General features: G+C 58.1%; 11 protein-coding genes. 5 read left to right on the forward strand and 6 right to left on the reverse strand.

Annotation, left to right across the window (positions count from 1 at the left end):
• Positions 1–5: 5 nt before the first annotated feature.
• The 3 genes from AB7A72_RS05155 to AB7A72_RS05165 all read right to left on the reverse strand — a co-directional run bounded on the left by AB7A72_RS05155 (position 6) and on the right by AB7A72_RS05165 (position 3,585).
• The gene (locus tag AB7A72_RS05155; RefSeq protein WP_369459228.1) at positions 6–1,781 is read right to left on the reverse strand and encodes an AAA family ATPase; all 1,776 of its coding nucleotides are present in this window, start codon (positions 1,779–1,781) and stop codon (positions 6–8) included.
• A gap of 169 nt (positions 1,782–1,950) precedes the next feature.
• Positions 1,951–2,364 (reverse strand): helix-hairpin-helix domain-containing protein, encoded by a 414-nt coding sequence (locus tag AB7A72_RS05160; protein ID WP_369459229.1) that lies wholly within the window; start codon positions 2,362–2,364, stop codon positions 1,951–1,953.
• An 81-nt stretch (positions 2,365–2,445) separates the two neighbouring features.
• Complete coding sequence (locus AB7A72_RS05165; protein WP_369459230.1) at positions 2,446–3,585, reverse strand: Ig-like domain-containing protein; 1,140 nt, start codon at positions 3,583–3,585, stop codon at positions 2,446–2,448.
• A gap of 347 nt (positions 3,586–3,932) precedes the next feature.
• Here AB7A72_RS05165 and AB7A72_RS05170 point away from each other — a divergent pair, with 347 nt between their 5' ends.
• The 5 genes from AB7A72_RS05170 (at position 3,933) to AB7A72_RS05190 (ending at position 15,432) form a co-directional block, all read left to right on the forward strand.
• Positions 3,933–4,337, forward strand: a complete 405-nt coding sequence (locus AB7A72_RS05170) for a GNAT family N-acetyltransferase (protein WP_369459231.1) — start codon at positions 3,933–3,935, stop codon at positions 4,335–4,337.
• Positions 4,315–5,172 (forward strand): hypothetical protein, encoded by an 858-nt coding sequence (locus AB7A72_RS05175; RefSeq protein ID WP_369459232.1) that lies wholly within the window; start codon positions 4,315–4,317, stop codon positions 5,170–5,172. Before AB7A72_RS05170 ends, AB7A72_RS05175 begins: the two co-directional genes overlap by 23 nt.
• The gene (locus AB7A72_RS05180; protein WP_369459233.1) at positions 5,169–5,942 is read left to right on the forward strand and encodes a phosphoadenosine phosphosulfate reductase; all 774 of its coding nucleotides are present in this window, start codon (positions 5,169–5,171) and stop codon (positions 5,940–5,942) included. The genes AB7A72_RS05175 and AB7A72_RS05180 overlap by 4 nt, the downstream gene beginning before the upstream one ends.
• Before the next feature lie 3 nt (positions 5,943–5,945).
• A complete protein-coding gene (locus AB7A72_RS05185; RefSeq protein WP_369459234.1) occupies positions 5,946–7,481 on the forward strand; it encodes a hypothetical protein in 1,536 nt (511 codons plus the stop codon).
• 166 nt (positions 7,482–7,647) lie between these two features.
• On the forward strand, positions 7,648–15,432 hold the full coding sequence (locus AB7A72_RS05190) for an LPD38 domain-containing protein (protein ID WP_369459235.1): 7,785 nt from the start codon (positions 7,648–7,650) through the stop codon (positions 15,430–15,432).
• A 144-nt stretch (positions 15,433–15,576) separates the two neighbouring features.
• Here the strand turns inward: AB7A72_RS05190 and AB7A72_RS05195 are convergent, their stop codons facing one another.
• From AB7A72_RS05195 to AB7A72_RS05205, 3 genes are read right to left on the reverse strand one after another with little or no spacing between them, the layout of a single operon-like run.
• Entirely contained in the window at positions 15,577–16,227 is a 651-nt protein-coding gene (locus tag AB7A72_RS05195) for a helix-hairpin-helix domain-containing protein (protein ID WP_369459236.1), read from the reverse strand.
• Positions 16,228–16,247: 20 nt separating this feature from the next.
• On the reverse strand, positions 16,248–16,832 hold the full coding sequence (locus AB7A72_RS05200; protein WP_369459237.1) for a helix-hairpin-helix domain-containing protein: 585 nt from the start codon (positions 16,830–16,832) through the stop codon (positions 16,248–16,250).
• Between the two features lie 45 nt (positions 16,833–16,877).
• The gene (locus AB7A72_RS05205) at positions 16,878–18,887 is read right to left on the reverse strand and encodes a DUF5979 domain-containing protein (RefSeq protein WP_369459238.1); all 2,010 of its coding nucleotides are present in this window, start codon (positions 18,885–18,887) and stop codon (positions 16,878–16,880) included.
• Positions 18,888–18,941 lie beyond the last annotated feature (54 nt).

Below are 18,941 nucleotides of genomic sequence, written 5' to 3' on the forward strand. Positions count from 1 at the left end.
ATATCCTAAATTTCCCTTAAGAAATCGTCAATTAACAACGCTATGCTTTTTAGATCGCTGTCGTCATTAGGAATCTCTGCTACTCGTCGACATTGTTCTTGAAAAATAGTCTCACTGTTCGGATCGTCTTCGCTATCGGCAAGCCCTAAGCTTTCCCTCGTAATTTCCAAAAATGCGTTCTTCGGATCTGTCAAATCGCTGTGACCAAGTTTTGATAAGACAAATGCTTCCGGGCAAAAATTACTTGGCAAATACTTGACGTTAGTAAAGCACCAACTGAGAAAAGCGCGCTGAGCTTTTATTTTTTGCGAATCTTTAATCGTAGAGGTTCCGCTATCTGTATTAAATTTTATCTCAATTCCAGTCAGAGATTTAATGATTCCCCCCAAATCTTCATCGCTAATTATACCAGATTCTTTTTTGTTTGGCCAAGATATTTGTGGACGTTGATCTCCATCTAACATGCATAGTACATCATTTCTGTCTTCAGATGCATAGGCAGTAATGTAGTGATTGAAAAGCACACTCGCGCCGCCTGGGAAATAGTTGAATTTTAGTAGCTTAAGTTTTGATGGGCTGTTGGCGCGAAGTGATTTTTTTATAATCTCTATTGCTAATTTATCTTCTGTTATTATAGTTTTGACACCCGACACTGGCTCGCCGATTTGCATGAACGCCTCATCAGGCAGAGAGCTTTGGCTTGTTAAAATGACGCGCTGCGTTTTATTGTCAAGAGTTAAAACCTTAATAGCCTCTGGCGGCAAGTCGCGAATCAAAGCAGGAGAATGGGTGGTAAATATAATCTGGTGTTTTTTTTCAAGAGACTGTTGCGCCAGAAATTCAAGTAGTCGCTCTTGGGCGCCTGGATGCAATGATACCTCAGGCTCATCTATTAATATAAGTGAATTAGGCTCGCATCTGACAATTTGGGTGACCATTGTGATGACAGCAAATTCTCCACTTCCTGCAAAAGCCTCTGTGTATTGATGGCTTGCATTAATAATACGCGCAGTGTATCCTTCAACCTTGAAAAATCGGTGCGAGATTAATTTTATCTCGCTATAGTTTCTTCCTAAAATAGCACATACGGCTTTTAGCTCTTCTTGTGAGAGAGTGGTATTATCTTTGTTTATTATTTTTTCGACTTTGTAGTGGGTGTAGCTTTTGGCGCCGCTATCAATTGCAGATTTGAGATGCGCAGCTTTATATCTGATGAACGACTTCTTCTCTTGGAATGTAGTAAGTCTGGCAAAGTCGCCATAATAGAAATATCTATCAAATGCGCTTAATGCATGTCTGAAATCGATAAGCAAGACGTTTTTTTGGATCCCTTTCCATCTCGTTAATGATCTATTCTTATCTTTAGAATCGCGCGGGGGCATCCGCGCCATTCCATATTGCAGAATTGGTCTGGAAGGCTCCCAATAATCTGGATCATTTTCTTTTTTTACGCGGGTTTTTAAGACCTCTACCGTTTGCTGTGTATGGTCATTAAGATAACCGTAAATGAAGCAATTGGGGAAGTCATCGCCTTCATTTATTGGGTCAGTCTCTGTAGAAAACCAATAGTTGCCCAAGTTATTGTTTCCCGCGCAGCCATATAGAGCTTTCAAAAGAGAACTTTTGTTGGTTCCATTTGCTCCCACAAGAGCCGTTATCGGGAAAGTAAAATCAATTTTTGTGAATGGTTCAAGGTTTTTATATTGCGGAAATCTTATGTGTTGAATGAATGGTTCAAGCTTCCCATGTTTGACTAGCGCTTTTAATGCATTAATTTTCACGTCAGATCTCAATTTTTCAGATGGTTATGGGTCGCTGCACGGATTAGCAAAATCAGTTATTTGCTATGCGCCCATTCCCGATGCACATACCCCAGCGATTTGCTGCGAGTCGTTACATCCTAGCAGCGTTTACCTTACATCAACTTACAATCTGTCGCCGAGTCTTTTCTCAGTCGGTGATTCGCGGGAACACGCTCTCGATCTCCCGCAACTTCAGCACGCCAAGGCCTTTGATGTTCATCAGGTCCTTTCGCTCCGCAGCAAGCAGTTGATCCACAGTGGTGATCCCCCCTCGAGCCAAGGCTCGCACGGCGGCCGGGGAAATGGTGCCGTTAAGAGATGAGCCCTTGATGTGTGGAAGCGGAGAGTAGACCCTTGTGGGTGTGAACGACTCACCTGGGAACAACACTGCTTCGATCTGCTTGAACCGTAGCATCCCCATGCCCCAAATTTTGAGCAACTGATGTGGGTAGGCCTTGCGCACATCCTCCACTGTGTGAATCCCATTCTTTTGAAGGAGGGCTTTTACTCGGAGGGGGAGGAGGTCGTCCAAGGGTGTTTCGGTTTGAGTTACTTCCGACATGCTCCCATCATAGGCGAGCTATGTTCTATGGAACAGGGCCAGGTTGAGACGTAAAAAAGCCCTCCGAAGAGGGCTTGCAGATCAGTTCGACTTGCGCCGGCGCATTACGCCCATAGATCCAGCAACTATCCCGGACAGGAGCAACAGGCCAGCACCGCCCAGGGTGGGAACTGGTGTTGGAGCTGTCGGTGCAATTGCTTGTGGGGTCAGCGTGACAGTTGCCAATGAACAGAGGCCGCGTGAGTTGCAAGCCTGATACTGGAAGGTGACTGCTGCCGTGAAGTTGTTCGTGGGGGTGAATACGATCTGGCCACCTGAATAGGTCAGAGCGCCGGCAGCAGGGTCAGACAAGGCGAGTGCGTATGTAGTGTCAAGCGTTACGCCAGCCTCATCATTGGGAAGAACGGCGATCGTAGATGGTTGGGTGCGCGATACAGTGGCTGCGTCATCTGCCAATACTGGAGGGGAGACCGCACCGCACCCGCTCGCTCCACGGGAGACCCAGTTCACCATGTTACCCATCAACGTTTCCATGTTGGATTGTGCGGTGCCGCCCGCACCAGCGGCGTCAAAATAGTCGAAGGGAGATAGTGCGATGCAGCCTCCAGTCACCGGGGCCGCAGATATAACTGCAGGGTAGGTCGTTCCAGCGCCATCAAAAGTTGCTGCAACAGACCACTCCGCCGCTAAGCCAGTTAGCTGGTATACAAATTCACTGCCGCCAGCCATTGAGAATGGATTCGGGAGACCGATCATTAATGGGCTGGATGGATCAACAATTTGAATTGGCAAGTCTGAGCCAAAGTCGCTCTGACCCCCTGTCGCTGTTCCTGCAAATAAATTGCACGGATTGCTCACAGGATAGTATGCACCGGGAGCTGGTTGGAACAGGAGTGTTGCCACATTCCACTCGGTGATCAAGCCTTTTCCAGCTGCCAAAAATTCTGAGATTTTGGCGCAGGTCTCTGCGGTGTTTGAGTACGCATGGCCGACGACCAACACATCATAGTTTTGAAGCGCTCCACCTTCAATGTCTGACACAGAGACGTTTGTTACCGTGTTGGCTGCAGCGACCGAAGGGGCTGGGAAAGTTGAATACTCGTCAGACCAGAAGGCTATGTTCGCCGCATGGGCGCTCCCGAGAGCACACAGTGAGGCACCGGCAACGCCGATCCATTTGGAAACGCGGCTCCTAAGGTCTGAGTGGTTGAATAAGTTCATTGCTTGGCCTCATGGCAGAGTTAGTGACAATCAACTCTAAAATGTCATAGAAATGTTTCCTCATGTCAATACCTGTAACTAGTGACGGGTAAACCCTTGTGCGTGTAGCTTTCCTTCTAGAAGTCGTAAAAAAGCCCGCGTCTGCGGGATGCTGGCAGGGGGAATGGTGTCCAGGAGCTGGACATCATCAGCTAAGCGGACGTGAAAAAGCCCTTAGGGGAGGCAGCAGAACGCACCCCCTCTGTAGTTCGACTGAGGCAGCCGCTCCCGACGCGCTGGAAGCAACTATGCCCTCATATGCTGGCTTTTTGTTGGGCGAGTCGTGCCAAGCCTGACACCCTCCCTGCATGTTGGTATTTGAAGCCGATCAGGTCTATGACTATCTGAAATCCCGCATGCCAGGCCTTCTGCGCCTGGAGAGCGGGGTTGGTATTGGCTGGTCCCGTGATGGGGAGCTTGTGGCCGGGGCAGTGTTTGAACAACACAACGGCGTCAGCGTCTGGGCCCATGTGGCCATTGATGACGGCCATCTCCCTCGCACTTTCCTGCGCGCCTTTCTCGCCTATCCCTTCAAGGTCTGCAAGGTGCAGGCCGTGCGCGGATATGTGGAGGCCTCGAATCACCGACTTCGGAATCTGGCGCGCCGGCTTGGTGCGGTGGAAGAAGCAACTTTGAAGCAGGCCACGACTAACGGGGATGTGGTGATCTGCACCCTTTGGAGACGAAACCATGTCGCGCTGGCACAAAACTGAATGGGACATGCTCCCCGAGCATGCGTTTCGCCCGCGCCCGGGCGGGATGACCTTCGAGGGCGGCACCTCCACGCCGGCGCCTGACCCGCGCCTGGTCGAGGCCCAGGTCAGAAACCTCGGAGTTCAGGATGACATGATCCGGCAGATCATCCAGAACACCAACGACATGGCGCCGGTCCAGAAGGAGCAAACGCAGTTTGCCTTGGATACCGCGCGCCAGTCCTGGGAGCAGTCTCAGGCAGACCGCGAGTATGCAATCGGGCGGCGCGATCAGCTGACCGGTTTGCAGGACACGATGATCCAGGACGCGAAGACCTTCAACACGGAAGCGAAACGCGAAGAGCTGGCAGGCCAGGCTGCGGCCGACGTGTCCCAGGCATACACCAGCGCGCGGCGCACCCAGGCGGCCGAGATGGCGCGCATGGGCGTGAACCCGGCCGATGGCAAATACGGTTCGATGTCGAATGCCCTGTCAGCCACCACGGCACTTGCTTCCGCCTCTGCCAAGAACGGCGCTCGCACGGCCGCGCGGCAGGAAGGCCAGATGCTGATCGATCGTGCGTCGAATGCGCTGGCCGGATACCCTGCGATGGGGATGCAGACCACGGCCGCCACGGCAGGCTATGGAGGCATGGGCCAATCAGTGGCAAACACCGGGTTGGCGGGCTTGAACTCCGGCTACGGCCAGGCCGCCGGTATGGCGGGAAATGCTGGCAACAGCGCAGCCAACATTTGGGACCAGCAGTCCAACGCCTACCAACAGTCACAGGCCTCCTCCGGTGCAACTACGGGCACGCTGCTGGGCGTAGGCATGTCTGCGGCAATCGCAATATGACCACTGGACCCGATGCACTCGATGTGATCCAAGTGGATGCCCTTTTGTCTGGCAGACGCTGCGCGCTGCAATTCTCCGGCGGCAAGGACTCGCTGGCATGCGTCTACCTCCTCAAGCCGTGGGTGCTTGCCGGCCTGCCGGTTTACTGGACGCACACGGGCGACACCATCCCGGAGACGCTGGCAGTGGTGGAGCAGGTGCGCCAGTGGGTGCCAGATTTCCGCGTGATTGAGGCTGATGTGTTGGCCTGGAAGCACGTCAACGGCACGCCCTCCGATGTGACCACAGCGCAGTCCACCTGGATGGGCCGGCAGTACGCCATGACCGACACCCGGCTGGTGGGGCGGTTCGATTGCTGCTGGCACAACCTGATGAAGCCCATGCACGACCGCATGCTAGCCGATGGCGTGGATCTTGTGATCCGTGGCACCAAGCTGGCCGATACAGGAAAGGTGCCTGCCAATGGTGCCACCGAGCATTACGACGTGCTGCTGCCGCTGCTGAACTGGACTCATGCCCAGGTCTTCGACTACCTGCAGGAGGTCGGCGCGCCCATCAGCCGGGTGTATGAACATTTCAAAGCCATCAGCGCGCCCGAGTGTCTGCACTGCAGCGCCTGGTGGGATGACGGCAAAGCGCAGTACCTCAAGCAACTTCACCCGGAAAAGGTGCAGCAGTACCAGGTCAGTCTGCAGCAAATACGGGCAGAGCTGAGCAAGCGTCTGCAGGAATTGGACAGTGAATTGAAGGAGTGCGAATCATGGCATTAGGCGATGCATTTGGGCGCGGTATCGCGCAAGGGCAATCAATTTTCAGCGGCATGCAGAAGCAGTTTGAAGACGCGGAGCAGCGCCGGGAACTGGCAAAAAATTGTCGAGGCCAAGCCAGAAACATCCAACGGCTACACAGCAGATACCGGCGCCGAGCTGGAAAAGCTGGCCGGCCAAGGCTACAAGGTGGACTTTGACCAGGCGAAAAACTCCTATGTCGCTACCAACGACGCCGGCGACACCAAGACTTTTGGAATGCAAGGCATCACTGATTTCATGGGCCAGCGCAGCGCGGGCACCATGTCGCAGGCGCAGGTCGACAACAGCAAGATGCTGGCCATGGCCGATGTGATCGGCAAGAGCGACCCCATGGCTGCGCTGCGCATGAAGCGTGAGGTGCGCGAGGGCGACCACCAGGCAGCCCGCCAGGCGCGCGAGCAGAAGACCTGGGCGAAAGAGGATGCGGTGGAAACCCTTGATACCAAGCTTGGCCAGGAGTTCGACGCCAGCCTTGTGGGCGAGGATGGGAAAAAGCGCGCGCCCACCGCTGACGACTACATGACGGCGAACCAGCAGCGCGCTTACGCCTACGCTGCAGCTGGCCACATGAAGGAGGCGCAATCTGCCTTCAAGGAAAACCTGGCATCGGCATATACCAAGATCCAGATGGATGGAGCTGAGCGCAAGCAGGCGCTGGGCCCAGCCATGGCCGCTCTGTCCAGTGGCGACTATGGCGCTGTGGCGGACTTCTACAACCGGTTTGTCCCAAGCGGTGCCAAGGTGACTGGCATCGAGGCAGGCAAGGATGGCGGGCTGGTGATGCAGCGCACCGGCATTGATGGGCAGCCGATGTCGCCCCTGCTGGCCAAGGACAAGCGCGAGGCCATGGCCATGCTGCAATCGCTGGAAAACCCATCTGCCTTGTACCAATACTCACAGGACGAATTTAGCAACCAGCTCAAGCTAAAGCAGGACGCGCGGGCCGATCATGCCGACAAGCGCGCCGACGCTCAGCTTGAGCTGAGCCGCAGAGCAGATGCGCGCGCTGGTGCAGCAGCCGGGCGGGCAGCGTCTAATGATTCGCGTGAGCGGTCAGAGAAACAACAGCGAGCTGATGCACGCGTGCAGTTGGCCCTGGAGCAAAACCCCAAGCTCTCTGATGCGCAAAAGAATGCGATCCGTTACGGCGTCATGGATCTGCCAGGCCAGGCTGACAAGGGTGAGAAGCACACCTACAACCCGGTGGAGATCCAGAAATCTTTTGGGGAGGTGCTGAGCGATCCGCTTTCGGGTAAGGAGTCGATCAAGCGTAATGCCGCCAAGGAACAGAAGTTCATTGATTGGTGGGCCGACAACCCGCAGTTTAAGAATCAGGACCGTGCTCTACAGGAGTTCAATCGCGTGGACTCAAAGCAACGCCGAGCGGGTGAAGCCACAAAGCAACAGCCTCCAAAGATTGCCAACAAAGCGGAGTTCGACAAGTTGGCGAGCGGCAGCCACTACACCGATCCCAATGGGGTCGTGCGCATCAAGCCATAGTTATGGGGCCATGCCAAGTTCTTTGCGAGGCATTTTGTTAGCCTGAAGGGTTGTGCTGATTTCCCTCTGATCTTGGTTGACCGGATCAGCAATCACTGCATTGATTTGCCTATGCGCCGGCTTGGTGCCAAGCCTGCCACCCTCCTTGGCAGACAAGGAGTGAAGCATGGCTGATGAAAAATGGTGGGAATCCTCGCCAATGGCGGACACCCAGCAATCAGATGGGGATAAGTGGTGGGAATCTTCACCATTGGCCGAGCCAGCCCAGGCGCCGGTGAAGAAGCCCAAAGAGCAAAGGCTTCTCTCGACCATTGCAGAAGGCGTAACCGATGTGGTCAAGCGTGCCAGCGGTGCAGCAATCAGCGGGGTTGCAAGCATTCCGAAGGCCGTGCAGTCTTCGGCGCGAGCAGGTGTACGTAGCGGTGCGTCGGGTGAGCCGACAACTGTTATGCCAGGTGGCGTGTTCATTCCTGGGATTGATACTGACGAAGCAATCAACGGGCCCATGGATGACGCTGCCAAGGCCAAACGCGAACTCGGCGCAGAGCGTTTGGCTCTGAACGTGAAAGTGCCCTTTGCAGGTGCCATTGCCAAAGCAGGCAAGGACACCCAAGAGGACATCAACAAAACCACCAGCCAAGCCACGCAGGTTGCGGTGGCTAACTCCCAGATCACCGGCAATTTGCTCAAGGGCGAAATCGACTTCGGCAAAGACCCATCGGTACGTGGCCTGGTGATGCAGGGTGCCGACGTGTTCGGCAGCATGTTCCCTACGGTTGCCACTGCGCTGATTACGCGCAGCCCCGGCGCTGCTGGTGCGGTGGGCGGTGCAATGGCCGCCGGTGAGGGTGTTGGCAACGCACGCGACTTTATTGAGAAACAGTCCCACGAGCAGCTGATGGAGAATTCGCCCATCTATAAGCGGATGGTCGATGCAGGATCGAGCCCTGACGAGGCGCGCGCCATCACCAGCGCGCGGGCTGAGGACACGGCAGCCCTTATGCAGGGTGCTGTGGCTTCGGTTGGTGATCGATTCACCGGCAAGCTTGTGACTGGCGGCTTTGACAAGCTTCTCACGCGTGCAGTTGGCCAGTCCGTCGTGGGACGTGCCGCAGCGGGCGCAGCGGTTTCAGGCTTGGAGGAGGGAACGCAGGAGCTGAGCGAAGGCATTGCGTCTGATCTGGGCATCAAGAGTGTGGCCGGGAACAAGGAGATAGGCGAGGACTCGGCTGCAAACTTTGTGCTGGGCGCGCTGGGCGGATCTGCTCCTGGCGCTGGTCGCGGTGTGGTGTCGGGTGTAAAGGACCGCTTGGCCGACTATGCCGCCGGTAAGCAGGTGGACAATGCTGCCCCTGCACCAGGTGCATCACCAGCACCACCTGCAGATACCGGTGGGAATGTGGCCGCGCCAACGCCGGCCCGCACTGAGCCAGGCAGCCCAGCACCTGCACAGCCCCAGGCTGAAGAGCAAGTGGCAGGCAAACCTGATAGCCAAGCGCAGACTGCGCCCGCTGGCGTGCTCAAGGATGTTGTGCGAGCGCGGAATCCAGATGGTGCACCTGAAACCATGTCGGCCGAGCTGGCTGAAACGCGCCTGGCTGAACTTGAGCTTGAAGCCAGCACCACGGGCCTGAATCCTGCGCAGGACGCAGAACGCCAGGCACTGGCCGAGCGAGTTGCTGTCGATCGCGCCCAAGAAATGGACACCGAGGCCATTGGTGTGTCCGTCGATGAGGCGGCAGTACCAGGGACAGAACAAGGCTCAGCGCGGGCTGCAGCGGAAAATGTGACTGCAGCAGCACCAGCTGCCGGCGTCGATTCCGCCGCCAAGGAATCGACGGCGCGCACCTGGCCGCAGTTTGTGCTGGAGCAGGGCGAGCGAGTATCCGCGCTCAAGAAGGGCACCCCTCGCTGGAACGAGCTGAAGGCATCGTGGGATGCCCTCAAGATCAGCCGGGCCGGTCAGGATGCGGAAGGCACTGGCGCAGCGGGCGAGCCCAAGGCTGAGATTCAAAACCGTGATCGCAGCCGCCCGGCCTCTGTTATCCAGATGCAGGGCATGGCCGCCAATCCTGATTACATGCGCCTGGGCGTCTCCCGTTCGCCAGAGTCTGGCGCACCCATGGTGTTTGCTGTGGGCGACCAGGCGCAGGCAGCGGTGGCCACCGGGCGCGGTGACACTGCGGTGATGAGCGACGGCCAGCGCGTGCCCTTCCAGTACGCGGTGATGGAGGCGGCGGATGTGCAGCCGTCCAATTTCGCGGACGGCGCCGTCAACCCGCTGTTTGATTCTGTCCATCCTGGCACCGTCAAGGCTCTGAACAACGGCCGCACTGCGGGCCTACGCGCGGCGTATGAGCGGGGCACGGCCGAGGGCTACAAGCGCGAGCTGATGGCCGACAGCGACATGCACGGCATTGATCCGGCGGTCATCGAGGGGATGAAGGCCCCCATGCTGGTGCGGGTGTACAGCGAAGGGGACAACCGCACGAACATGGGCGCCAAGAGCCAAAGCCAGGCTCTCGGCCTATCCGCGTCTGAGCAGGCGGCCACCGATGCCGCGCTGATGGATAACTCGGTGGTGGATGCGTTCGCCACTGGCGTGCTCGACAGCGCGGCCAATCGAGACTTTGCCCGCGCATTTATCGGCAAGCTGCAGGCAGCTGGCCAGGATGTAGCCGGGATGATGGACGCCAATGGTGCGCTCTCGCCCGCCGGCGTGACCCGGCTACAGGCCGGCCTGGTGCATAAGGCCTACGGCGATGGTGACCTGGTTGAATCCCTGTTTGGCTCCACCGATAACGACATTCGTGCCATCGGCGAAGCGCTCAAGGACGTGGCCGGCGAATGGGCTAACCTGCGCAGCTCGGTCGAGGCCGGGGCCATCAATCCCGAAGTGGACGTGACGGCCAACCTGCTGCAGGCGATCCGTGTGGTGCAGAAGGCGCGGCGCGAGCGTGGCTCGCTCCATGACGCTATCAACCAGGTGGACATGGTGACGGGCGATGTCCTGGATCCTCTCACCGTTGGCATGCTGCGCCTGCTGTACACCGGCCACTATCTCACCCGCGCCACAGGCCGGGAACGTCTGACAGAGTCGCTGCGCGAATACATGGTTGCCGCCTTGGCAACCAGTGTGGGCGGTGATATGTTTGGTGAACAGGTCGGCCCTGCCGAAATTCTCAACGCTTTGAGCGCGGCGCCCGCGCAACCCCAAAATGAACCAATCCCAGCCCGACAAGACCAGTCCCCAACCCCGCAAGGCGAGCGAGTCGCCCCTGGCAGCGACCCTGCTGGCAGCCGTGCTGATGAAGCAGGGCAGCCAGCACCAGGACAAGAACCAAGTGGAGCAGGGCCAAGCGTTGCTGAAGCTGGCCGACGCAGCGAAGGGCAAGATGCCCAAGATTCCGGCGGACAGCAAGATCGGCAAGGCGCTGAAGGAGCTGGCCAAGACGGCAGTGGCACCGTAGCGCCCGGGCTGGAGCTATCCAGCTATTCGGCAGAAGAACTCAAAGCTCGCCAAGAAGCGGAGGAGCAGGCTGCAAAAGCTAATGCCAAGGTTGAGGCTGAAGAGAGGAGCCGAGCTGAGGCTGATGCAGAGCGTGAAAACTTCGGGCTGACGGGCAGCGATCGTGCCGTCGACACCCTTGCGGCGCAGGGTCAGGCGACCATGTTCAGCCGCAGCGCGTCCACTCAACAGGCGTATGAGGCGCGCATTGACGCCTTGTTTTCAGGCCATGCACAGAAGGATTCGCGGACGGGTGTGCGTGTGCTGGACCGTTCGGACATGCTTGCATTCCTTGGTATGGGTGATGGACCAGTGAGCCTGGCCGAGAGCAAGGTGAATGCGGCAAAGCATCCCAATATGACTGCAGAGGTGTGGAAGAAGATTCCGCAGTGGCTGGACAACCCTGCAGCGGTGTTTGATTCGGCCACTGTTCAAGGCCGCTTGGTGATGATTGCGCCCCAGTTGGTCAACGGCGCGCCTGTATTGATGGTGGTGGAGCCGCAGAAGGGCGGCATGCTGGTTCACCTGCTGCAGAATGCCTATGACAAGGACGATAGCCCCCCACCTGTGGGCCGTTGGCTTCGTGAAGGCCTTGCACACTACGTCAACCAAAAAGAATTCCCAGCTATCTTGCAGCAGTCTGGACTCCAATTGTCCAGCAGTGCTTGGCAAAATAAACCGGGAACACGCAAGATTTTAACGGAAAAGAATTTTTCTGGCTATCTCAAAGCGAATCCATTCGCCGTCACTGAGCTGGCAGCCAAACCTATCCAGCAAGACGATGAATCTGGAAAGCAGAAGTCCCCAACTGCGATGAAGGCCTCCGGGCTCCAATTGCCCGATACAGCCCTGCAAAACCAGCCGGGAACAGGCCGGATGGTAACCGAAGGGGAAAATGCTGAACCTCGGAAAGCAGATTCCACTGACGGGCCGGCGCTGGGCCGTGGCGAATCCGCCACCAGTGTGCAGAACACATCGCGCGTGCAGCGGGTGGTAGACGGGTTTGTCAAAGGCTGGGCGAACGCACCCGAGGTGATCGTGACCAGCGACCTGCAAGACAGCAGAGTGCCCAAGGCCGTGCGCGACTATGACGCCGCCATGCGCAGCGATGGGGCAGAGGGGGTGCCGGAAGGGTTCTACTACAAGGGTAAGGTCTATCTGGTGGCGAGCCAGCTGCACACCCCCATGGACGTGGTGCGCGTGCTGTTCCATGAAACCCTGGGCCACCACGGACTGAGGCATGTATTTGGTGCACAGCTCGACCCGATCCTGCAGCAGGTGGCCAGCCAGCGCGCGGCGCAGGTGAAAAAGAAGGCGGCAGAGTATGGCTTGGACATGACCGACCATGCGCAGCGCTCTATGGCCGCCGAGGAGGTGCTGGCGGAAATGGCCGAAACGCATCCTGAGCTGGGCTACGTGAAGCGCGCGATTGCCGCGGTTCGCCAGTGGCTGCGCAAGAACGTGCCGGCCCTGGCCAAAATGCAGCTCACCGATGCGGACATCATCCAATCCTTCATCCTGCCGGCGCGTGATTTCGTGGTGCGCGGCAAGGCCGAGGCCTCTGGCCAGGTGAAGGCTGGGACGGCGCCGGCATTCAGCCGCGCACCAGCGCCTGCTGGTGCACCGCTGGGCGGCAACGGTAAGCTGGCACAGCTGCAGGCCAAGGCCCGCAGCCTGCTGGACCCGTCGAAAGTGGATACCTGGCTCTACCACTGGCAAGACAAGTTCATCGACCTCAAGCGCATTCAGGAGCAGATCAGAGCCTTGAATGGCACGGTGTCAGAAACCAATGACGCCTACCGTGGCGAGGAGCTGTACCACAAGCGCGTGGCCAAACGTGCGGCCAACTTCCTGCGCGATGAGGTGCGCCCGCTGATGAAGGCCATGAACGAAGCCGGTGTGGGTATTGAGGAGTTTGAGCGCTATCTGCATGCCCGGCATGCTGCCGAAGCGAACAAAGCGATGGCAGAGCGCAACCCGAGCCAGCAGGAGCTGGTAGCCAAGCGCGCTGCAGCGGACCAAACGGTGACCGATCTGCGCAACCAGTTGCAGCGCGCGCAGGCTCAGGGCCTGGCCACTGTCGCCATCCAGAAGGCGCTGGGCCAAGCACTGATTGAAAAGGCGGATTGGGATGGTGCTCAGGCCTTCAACGGCACGGAAGACCAGCGGCTGTCACTGTCGGGCATGAGCGATCAGGACGCGGCCAAGATCCTGGCCAGCTACACCGGCGACGCCAAGAAAACCATTGAGGACCTGGGCGCGCGCGTGGACCAGATTAACGAGGGCACGCTGCGCACGCTGGATGACTATGGCCTGATGGACAAGGCGACGCTCAACACCTGGCGCAACGCATACCAGCACTATGTGCCCCTGCACCGGGATGAGGCGAACCCCGACAGCAAGGCCCATCCTATTGGCCAGGGCTTCAGCACCAAGGGTGATGCGGCCAAAAAGCGCACCGGCTCGAATGAGAAAGTAACCAACATCCTGTCCCACATCGTGATGCAGCGCGAGGCTGCGCTGACCCGGGGAGAGAAAAACAACGTGGTCAAGCGCCTGTACCTGCTGGCGGCCCAGAACCCAGATGCAAGTCTGTGGAGCCTGGACCTGCCGAAGAAGAAGATGCTCGACCAAGACACCGGCTTGGTGCGCACGGTGGCGGATCCGGCCGCGCGCCTCAAGGACAACGTCATAACCTTCCGTGTTGGCGGCAAAGACAAGTACCTGGTGTTCAACGAGCGCAATGAGCGCGCCGCCCGCTTGGCGCTGGCTGTGAAGAACATGGATGCTGCTGAGCTGGATTGGCTCAGCCGGACCATGGGGCACGCCACGCGATGGATGGCAGCTGTGAACACGCAGTACAACCCAGTGTTTTCCGTCTTCAATATCGTCCGCGACCTCCAGGGGGCCAGCCTGCAGCTGTCCGACACTAAGCTGGCCGGCAAGCAGAAGGACGTGTTGGCCAACATCGCTAAGAACACCGGCAAGATATGGGCCGAGCTGCGGCGCGAGCGCAGGGAAGAGGGCGTTGGCACCGGGCCATGGGCCCAGCTCATGGAGCAGTTCCAACTGGACGGCGGTACCACGGGTTTCCGGGAGCTGTACAGTGATCCGGCTGACCGGCTGAAGGCGCTGCAAAAAGAGCTGCACAAGGGTGCCCAAGGCGCCGCAGCGCAGGGGGCGAGCTTTGCCCTGGGCGTGCTCTCCGACTTCAATGAGTCGTTGGAAATGACCACCCGTCTGGCCACCTACAAGGTGGCGCTCGACAACGGCCTGAGTCGGCAGGAGGCCGCCAGCCTGGCCAAGAACATTACGGTGAACTTCAACCGTAAGGGGCGAGTCACCAGTGTGCTGGGCAGCCACTATGCGTTCCTGAATGCGGCGATCCAAGGGAATGCCCGTCTGCTGCAGACCATGACGGGCCCGGCCGGCCGCAAGATTGCGCTTGGCGGGGTAGGCTTGGGCGTGATGATGGCGCTGATGGGCCAGCTCATGATGGGAGGCGGGGATGGTGCCGACGATGAATGGAAGAAGATTCCCGAATTCGTCAAGGAGCGCAACATCATCATTCCGCTGTCGCGCACCCAATACGTGACGATCCCCATGCCGCTGGGCTTCCATGTGCTGCCCAACCTGGGCCGCAAGATGGTCGATGCTGCTTTCCACAACGATCCCACCGTCAGCCGTGCAAAGTATGTGGGCGACATGGCGGCCATCGCGTTGAACGCCTACAACCCATTTGGCGGGTCGGACAACATGATGCAGATGTTCACCCCCACCTGGGCGGATCCTGCGATCGCGCTGGCCACCAATAAGGACTGGATGGGCAAAAGCATCTTCAAGGAGGTGCGTGACATCAACCACCCCACGCCAGGCCACGCCCGGGTGAAGGACGCCACGGCGCTCCCATATCGCTGGGCCGCCAGGGGGATCAATGCCGCCACGGGCGGCAGCGAATGGGAGCAGGGCGCGATCAGCCCCACGCCCGACGCTATCCAGTACCTGGTCGAGCAGGCTTTTGGCGGCGTGCTGCGCGAAGCCAACAAGCTGGGCGCCACGGCCACGGCCGCAGCCACCGGGGAAGAGCTTGCGCCGCACCAGTGGTTCCTGGCGGGCCGCGTCTACGGCAACACCACGGGCATGAACGGCCAGAGCGGCACCTACTACGACAACGCCAAACGTATCAACGTCGCGCTGGCAGAAGCTAAGGCCCGGGTTGAGCGCGGGGAAAACGTGGATGCGGTGCTGAAGGATGTGCCACTGGCCAAGGCCGCCAGCGTAGAGAAGCTGGCGGACAAGCGTGTGTCAGAGCTGACGAAGCTGCGCCGCAAGGTGCAGGCCAGCGATGTGCCGGACAAGAAGGAACAGATTAAGGCCATCAACAAGGAGATCGAAGGCACCATGCGCCTGCTGAATCAGGCTGCTTTTGACGTAGTGAAGTAGCGGCGCTCTTCGATCCGTTGAACATTGAGCGCGGGCTAAGCGATGACGACAGTAAGCATGTCTGCAGCCAGAAATAGAAAGAGCCTCCCCGGCGCCACTACGGCACTGGGGAGGCTTTTTTTGGTGGTTGCTCCCGGATTGAGATTATGAAATTTCGCTGGAGAAGAACACGCTCTCGATCTCACGCAGCATCCCAACACCTAGCCGTTCGATCTTTAGTAACTCAGCCGGCTCTGTAGCTCTCAGTTGGTCAACAGTCGTGATCCCGCCGCGAGCCAAGGCTCGCACCACGGCTGGGGATAGGGAGCCATTGAGAGAGGAGCCCGGGATATGGCGAATCGGCACATAGACCCGCGCTGGGGTGAACGACTTGCCCAACAACAACGCTCTCTCAATCTCCCGAAGTTTTGTCGGCCCCAAAGATTTGATGGCGAGGAGATCCTTCCGGCTAGCTGCACGCAGTTGCGCGACGGTCGTGATACCGCCCCGAGCGAGGGTTTGTACAGTGGCAGGCGACAGCACGCCGTTAAGCGACGATCCCTGCGCATATGGGATTGGAGGGGGCACCCGACGTGGCGTGAAGGTCTCACCAGGAAACAGAATTCGCTCCAATTGCCTGAACTTGCTTATGCCCATGCCTGGCAGCTTGAGCAACTGATCTGGGTAGGCCCTGAACGCTGCCTCTACTGTGTAGATCCCGTTACTTTCAAGGAGGTTCTTGAGGCTCCGTGGAAGTATCTTGTCCAGGGGCAACTCAGGTGGAGGCGAGGGTTCATCCTGCATGGCAACCATCATAGATGTCGGCGAAGGAGAACTCAAATGTCCGTTAGCAGGTTGCCAGCGCTATCCGGTAGCGTCGGCGCCGGGCGCCTGCCGCGTGGCACTTCATAGTGCTGACCTGGAAAGAACACGCTCTCGATCTCCCGCAGCATCCCAACTCCCAGCCGTTCGATCTTTAGCAATTCAGCCGGCTGTGCAGCTTTGAGCTGATCAACAGTCGTAATCCCACCACGAGCCAAAATTCGCACGATTGCAGGAGAGAGTGCACCATTTAGAGAAGATCCTTTGACGTGAGTTAGCGGTGAGAGCACTCTGGCCGGCTCAAACTTCTTGCCTGGGAAAAACGCCGCCTCAATCTGTCTGAACTTGGACATACCTATGCCCCGAAATTTCAGGAGGGCATGTGGGTAGGCCTTGCGCACATCTTCTACCGTGTGGACTCCATTCTTTTGAAGGAGGGCTTTCACACCGAGGGGCAACAGCTCGTCCAGGGGTGTTTCGGTTTGAGGTGCATCCTGCATGCTGAACATCATAGGTGAGCAAAGTTCGATGACAAAAGTTTTAACAGCCAGAATCTTGGGGGCAAACAAGGCTGTAATAACGCTGCTGAGAGAGCCCAAATTTGAAGCAAAAAGAGAAAAGCCACCCGAAGGTGGCTTGGTGCATTAGCTTTGGCTTCTACGCAGATAGTTGAAACTGAAAAGTACAAATATCAGGGAGAGTGCAATCAGGCTCCATTCCCTAAGAGTGGGAACTGCGGCCGGCGTTGCAGGAGCCGTGCGCACCAGTGTGTTGACAAAGGAGGCCGTGTTGCCGGTGGCCGCGGTCACCAGGCTCACCGGCGCAGGCAGGGTCGTGCTCCACGCATAATCCGCAGGGGCCGGCGGCATCGCTGCATTCTCACTGACGGTGCAGCTGGCGCCCTGGGGTACGTTGGTGATCGCGATCGCGCCGGCATTGCTGCCGCTCAGGCTGACGGTCGTGTTGAAGCTGCCATCGGCGCCGCAGTTGGCGGTGAAGCTGAAGCTGCCGCTCACCCCTGCAGCCGGGCCACCGGCCACGGTCTTGCTGATCGTGATGTCGGTGTTGGCGCGCGCGAGGGTGTTGACCAGTTGCGCGGTGTTGGTGGCCGGGGGCGCTGCCATTGTGACCGTCGTGCTCGGTGCCGGGTCTTCGACCCAGAGGTGGTTGGCGGGGGCGGCAGGGCGGGTGCCTTCGGCCACCACGCAGCTGCCGCTGGAGATCACCGGTGTGACCGAGACGCTGCCCGTTGTAGCGGTGTTCAGCGTGATGCTGGCGCTGATCGCCGGTGCGGCCACACCATCGGTGCCGGTGCAGACCACCGAGACCGGGAAGCTGGTGCCGGTCAGATCGACGGGCGTGACGTTGGCAGGCCAGACCACCTGCTTGGCAATCGCGAGTTGCGCGGCATGGCAGGCGAGGGTGGCAGTGGCGGGCGTATTGACCTGGCCGGTCGGCGATACGAAGTCGGTGCCTGGGGTGATGGTGTTGGTGACCGAGGGCGTGTCGATGCAAGCCTGGCGGCCGGCCACGGTGTTGGGCCAGACGACCGGCACGGTGATGGTGCAGCCGCCCGACGGAATCGTGAAGGCGCTGTTGCTGACCACGTTCGAGCCGGGTGACGCACTGAGGCTGTTGGCGGTGCAGGTGCTGCCCACGGTGCCGGTGCCCACCACCAGCGGTGCGGGCAAGTTGTCGGTCAGGTTGACGTTGGTGATGGGGTTCGGAGTGCCGTTGGAAAAGGAGATGGTCAGGACGGTGCTGTTGTCGCTGCCACCCAGATAGAGATCGGTCTTGTCAAAGCTCTTGCTGACCTTGGGCAGGCCACAGGCGCCATTCTCGGAGGTGGCGGCATTGATGAAGGCTGGGCCTACCTTGCCTTGGTTTTCGGTCCATGGAGTGTAGCCGGGCGCCGCGTTAATGAATGGCGAAACATCGACTACCGCGAATACACAAGCACCATTGCCTGAGTTCGACTGAACAGTAGGAATTAGAAGGCCATACACGTTGTTGGTCGGCGTCGACCCAGCTGGAGGAAAGCTAGCCGGAGGTGTCCCTGCAGCTAAATAAAGTGCATTGTTTGCGGGAACGTTGTTGATATAAGTAATGTCTCCTCCAGCGAAAGGATTAAGCCCGGCAAAAGTTGGTGCATAAGGAGAGTTCGTGTTCAACGGAAATCTAGCGAATCCAGATAAGCCGCTGCCCAGTGAGAATGAGGTCGCTGCCCCCGCGTTTAATGCGCTTACCATCTTGGCGGCATTAGCACCGTTGGTCGCCTCACAGCAGCCATCAACAAAAAAGACGATGGAGTTGGCCCAACGGTTTGCTACTGCGCTTTGCAGGATCGTCCAGTTGGTGCTATCAACGGGCTGATAGGTGGTTGCAACAACGACAATGTCGTATGGACCTGGAGACGATGTGAATGTCGCTTGAGAGATCGCATTGGGATTGGTGAGGACGGTCATCCGCGTCAAGTTTGCGGCTCCAACAACACCAACGAACTCCGCTTCCAGATTGTTGTTGGCTTGCACCGCGTCGCTGGCAACCTCATTGGTCGTCAGCAACAGGACCTTTTGTGCAAAGGCTTGCTGGCTACCTCCCCACAGCGCCATTGCTGTGAGCATCGTTCCTAAGATTTGCAGGATGTTTCGCATGAACCCTCCATGAATTTTAAAGAAACTAAATTATTGACCAAATTGATAGATAGG

The sequence above is a fragment of the Comamonas sediminis genome (assembly GCF_041107495.1).
GTDB lineage: Bacteria > Pseudomonadota > Gammaproteobacteria > Burkholderiales > Burkholderiaceae_C > Comamonas > Comamonas sediminis.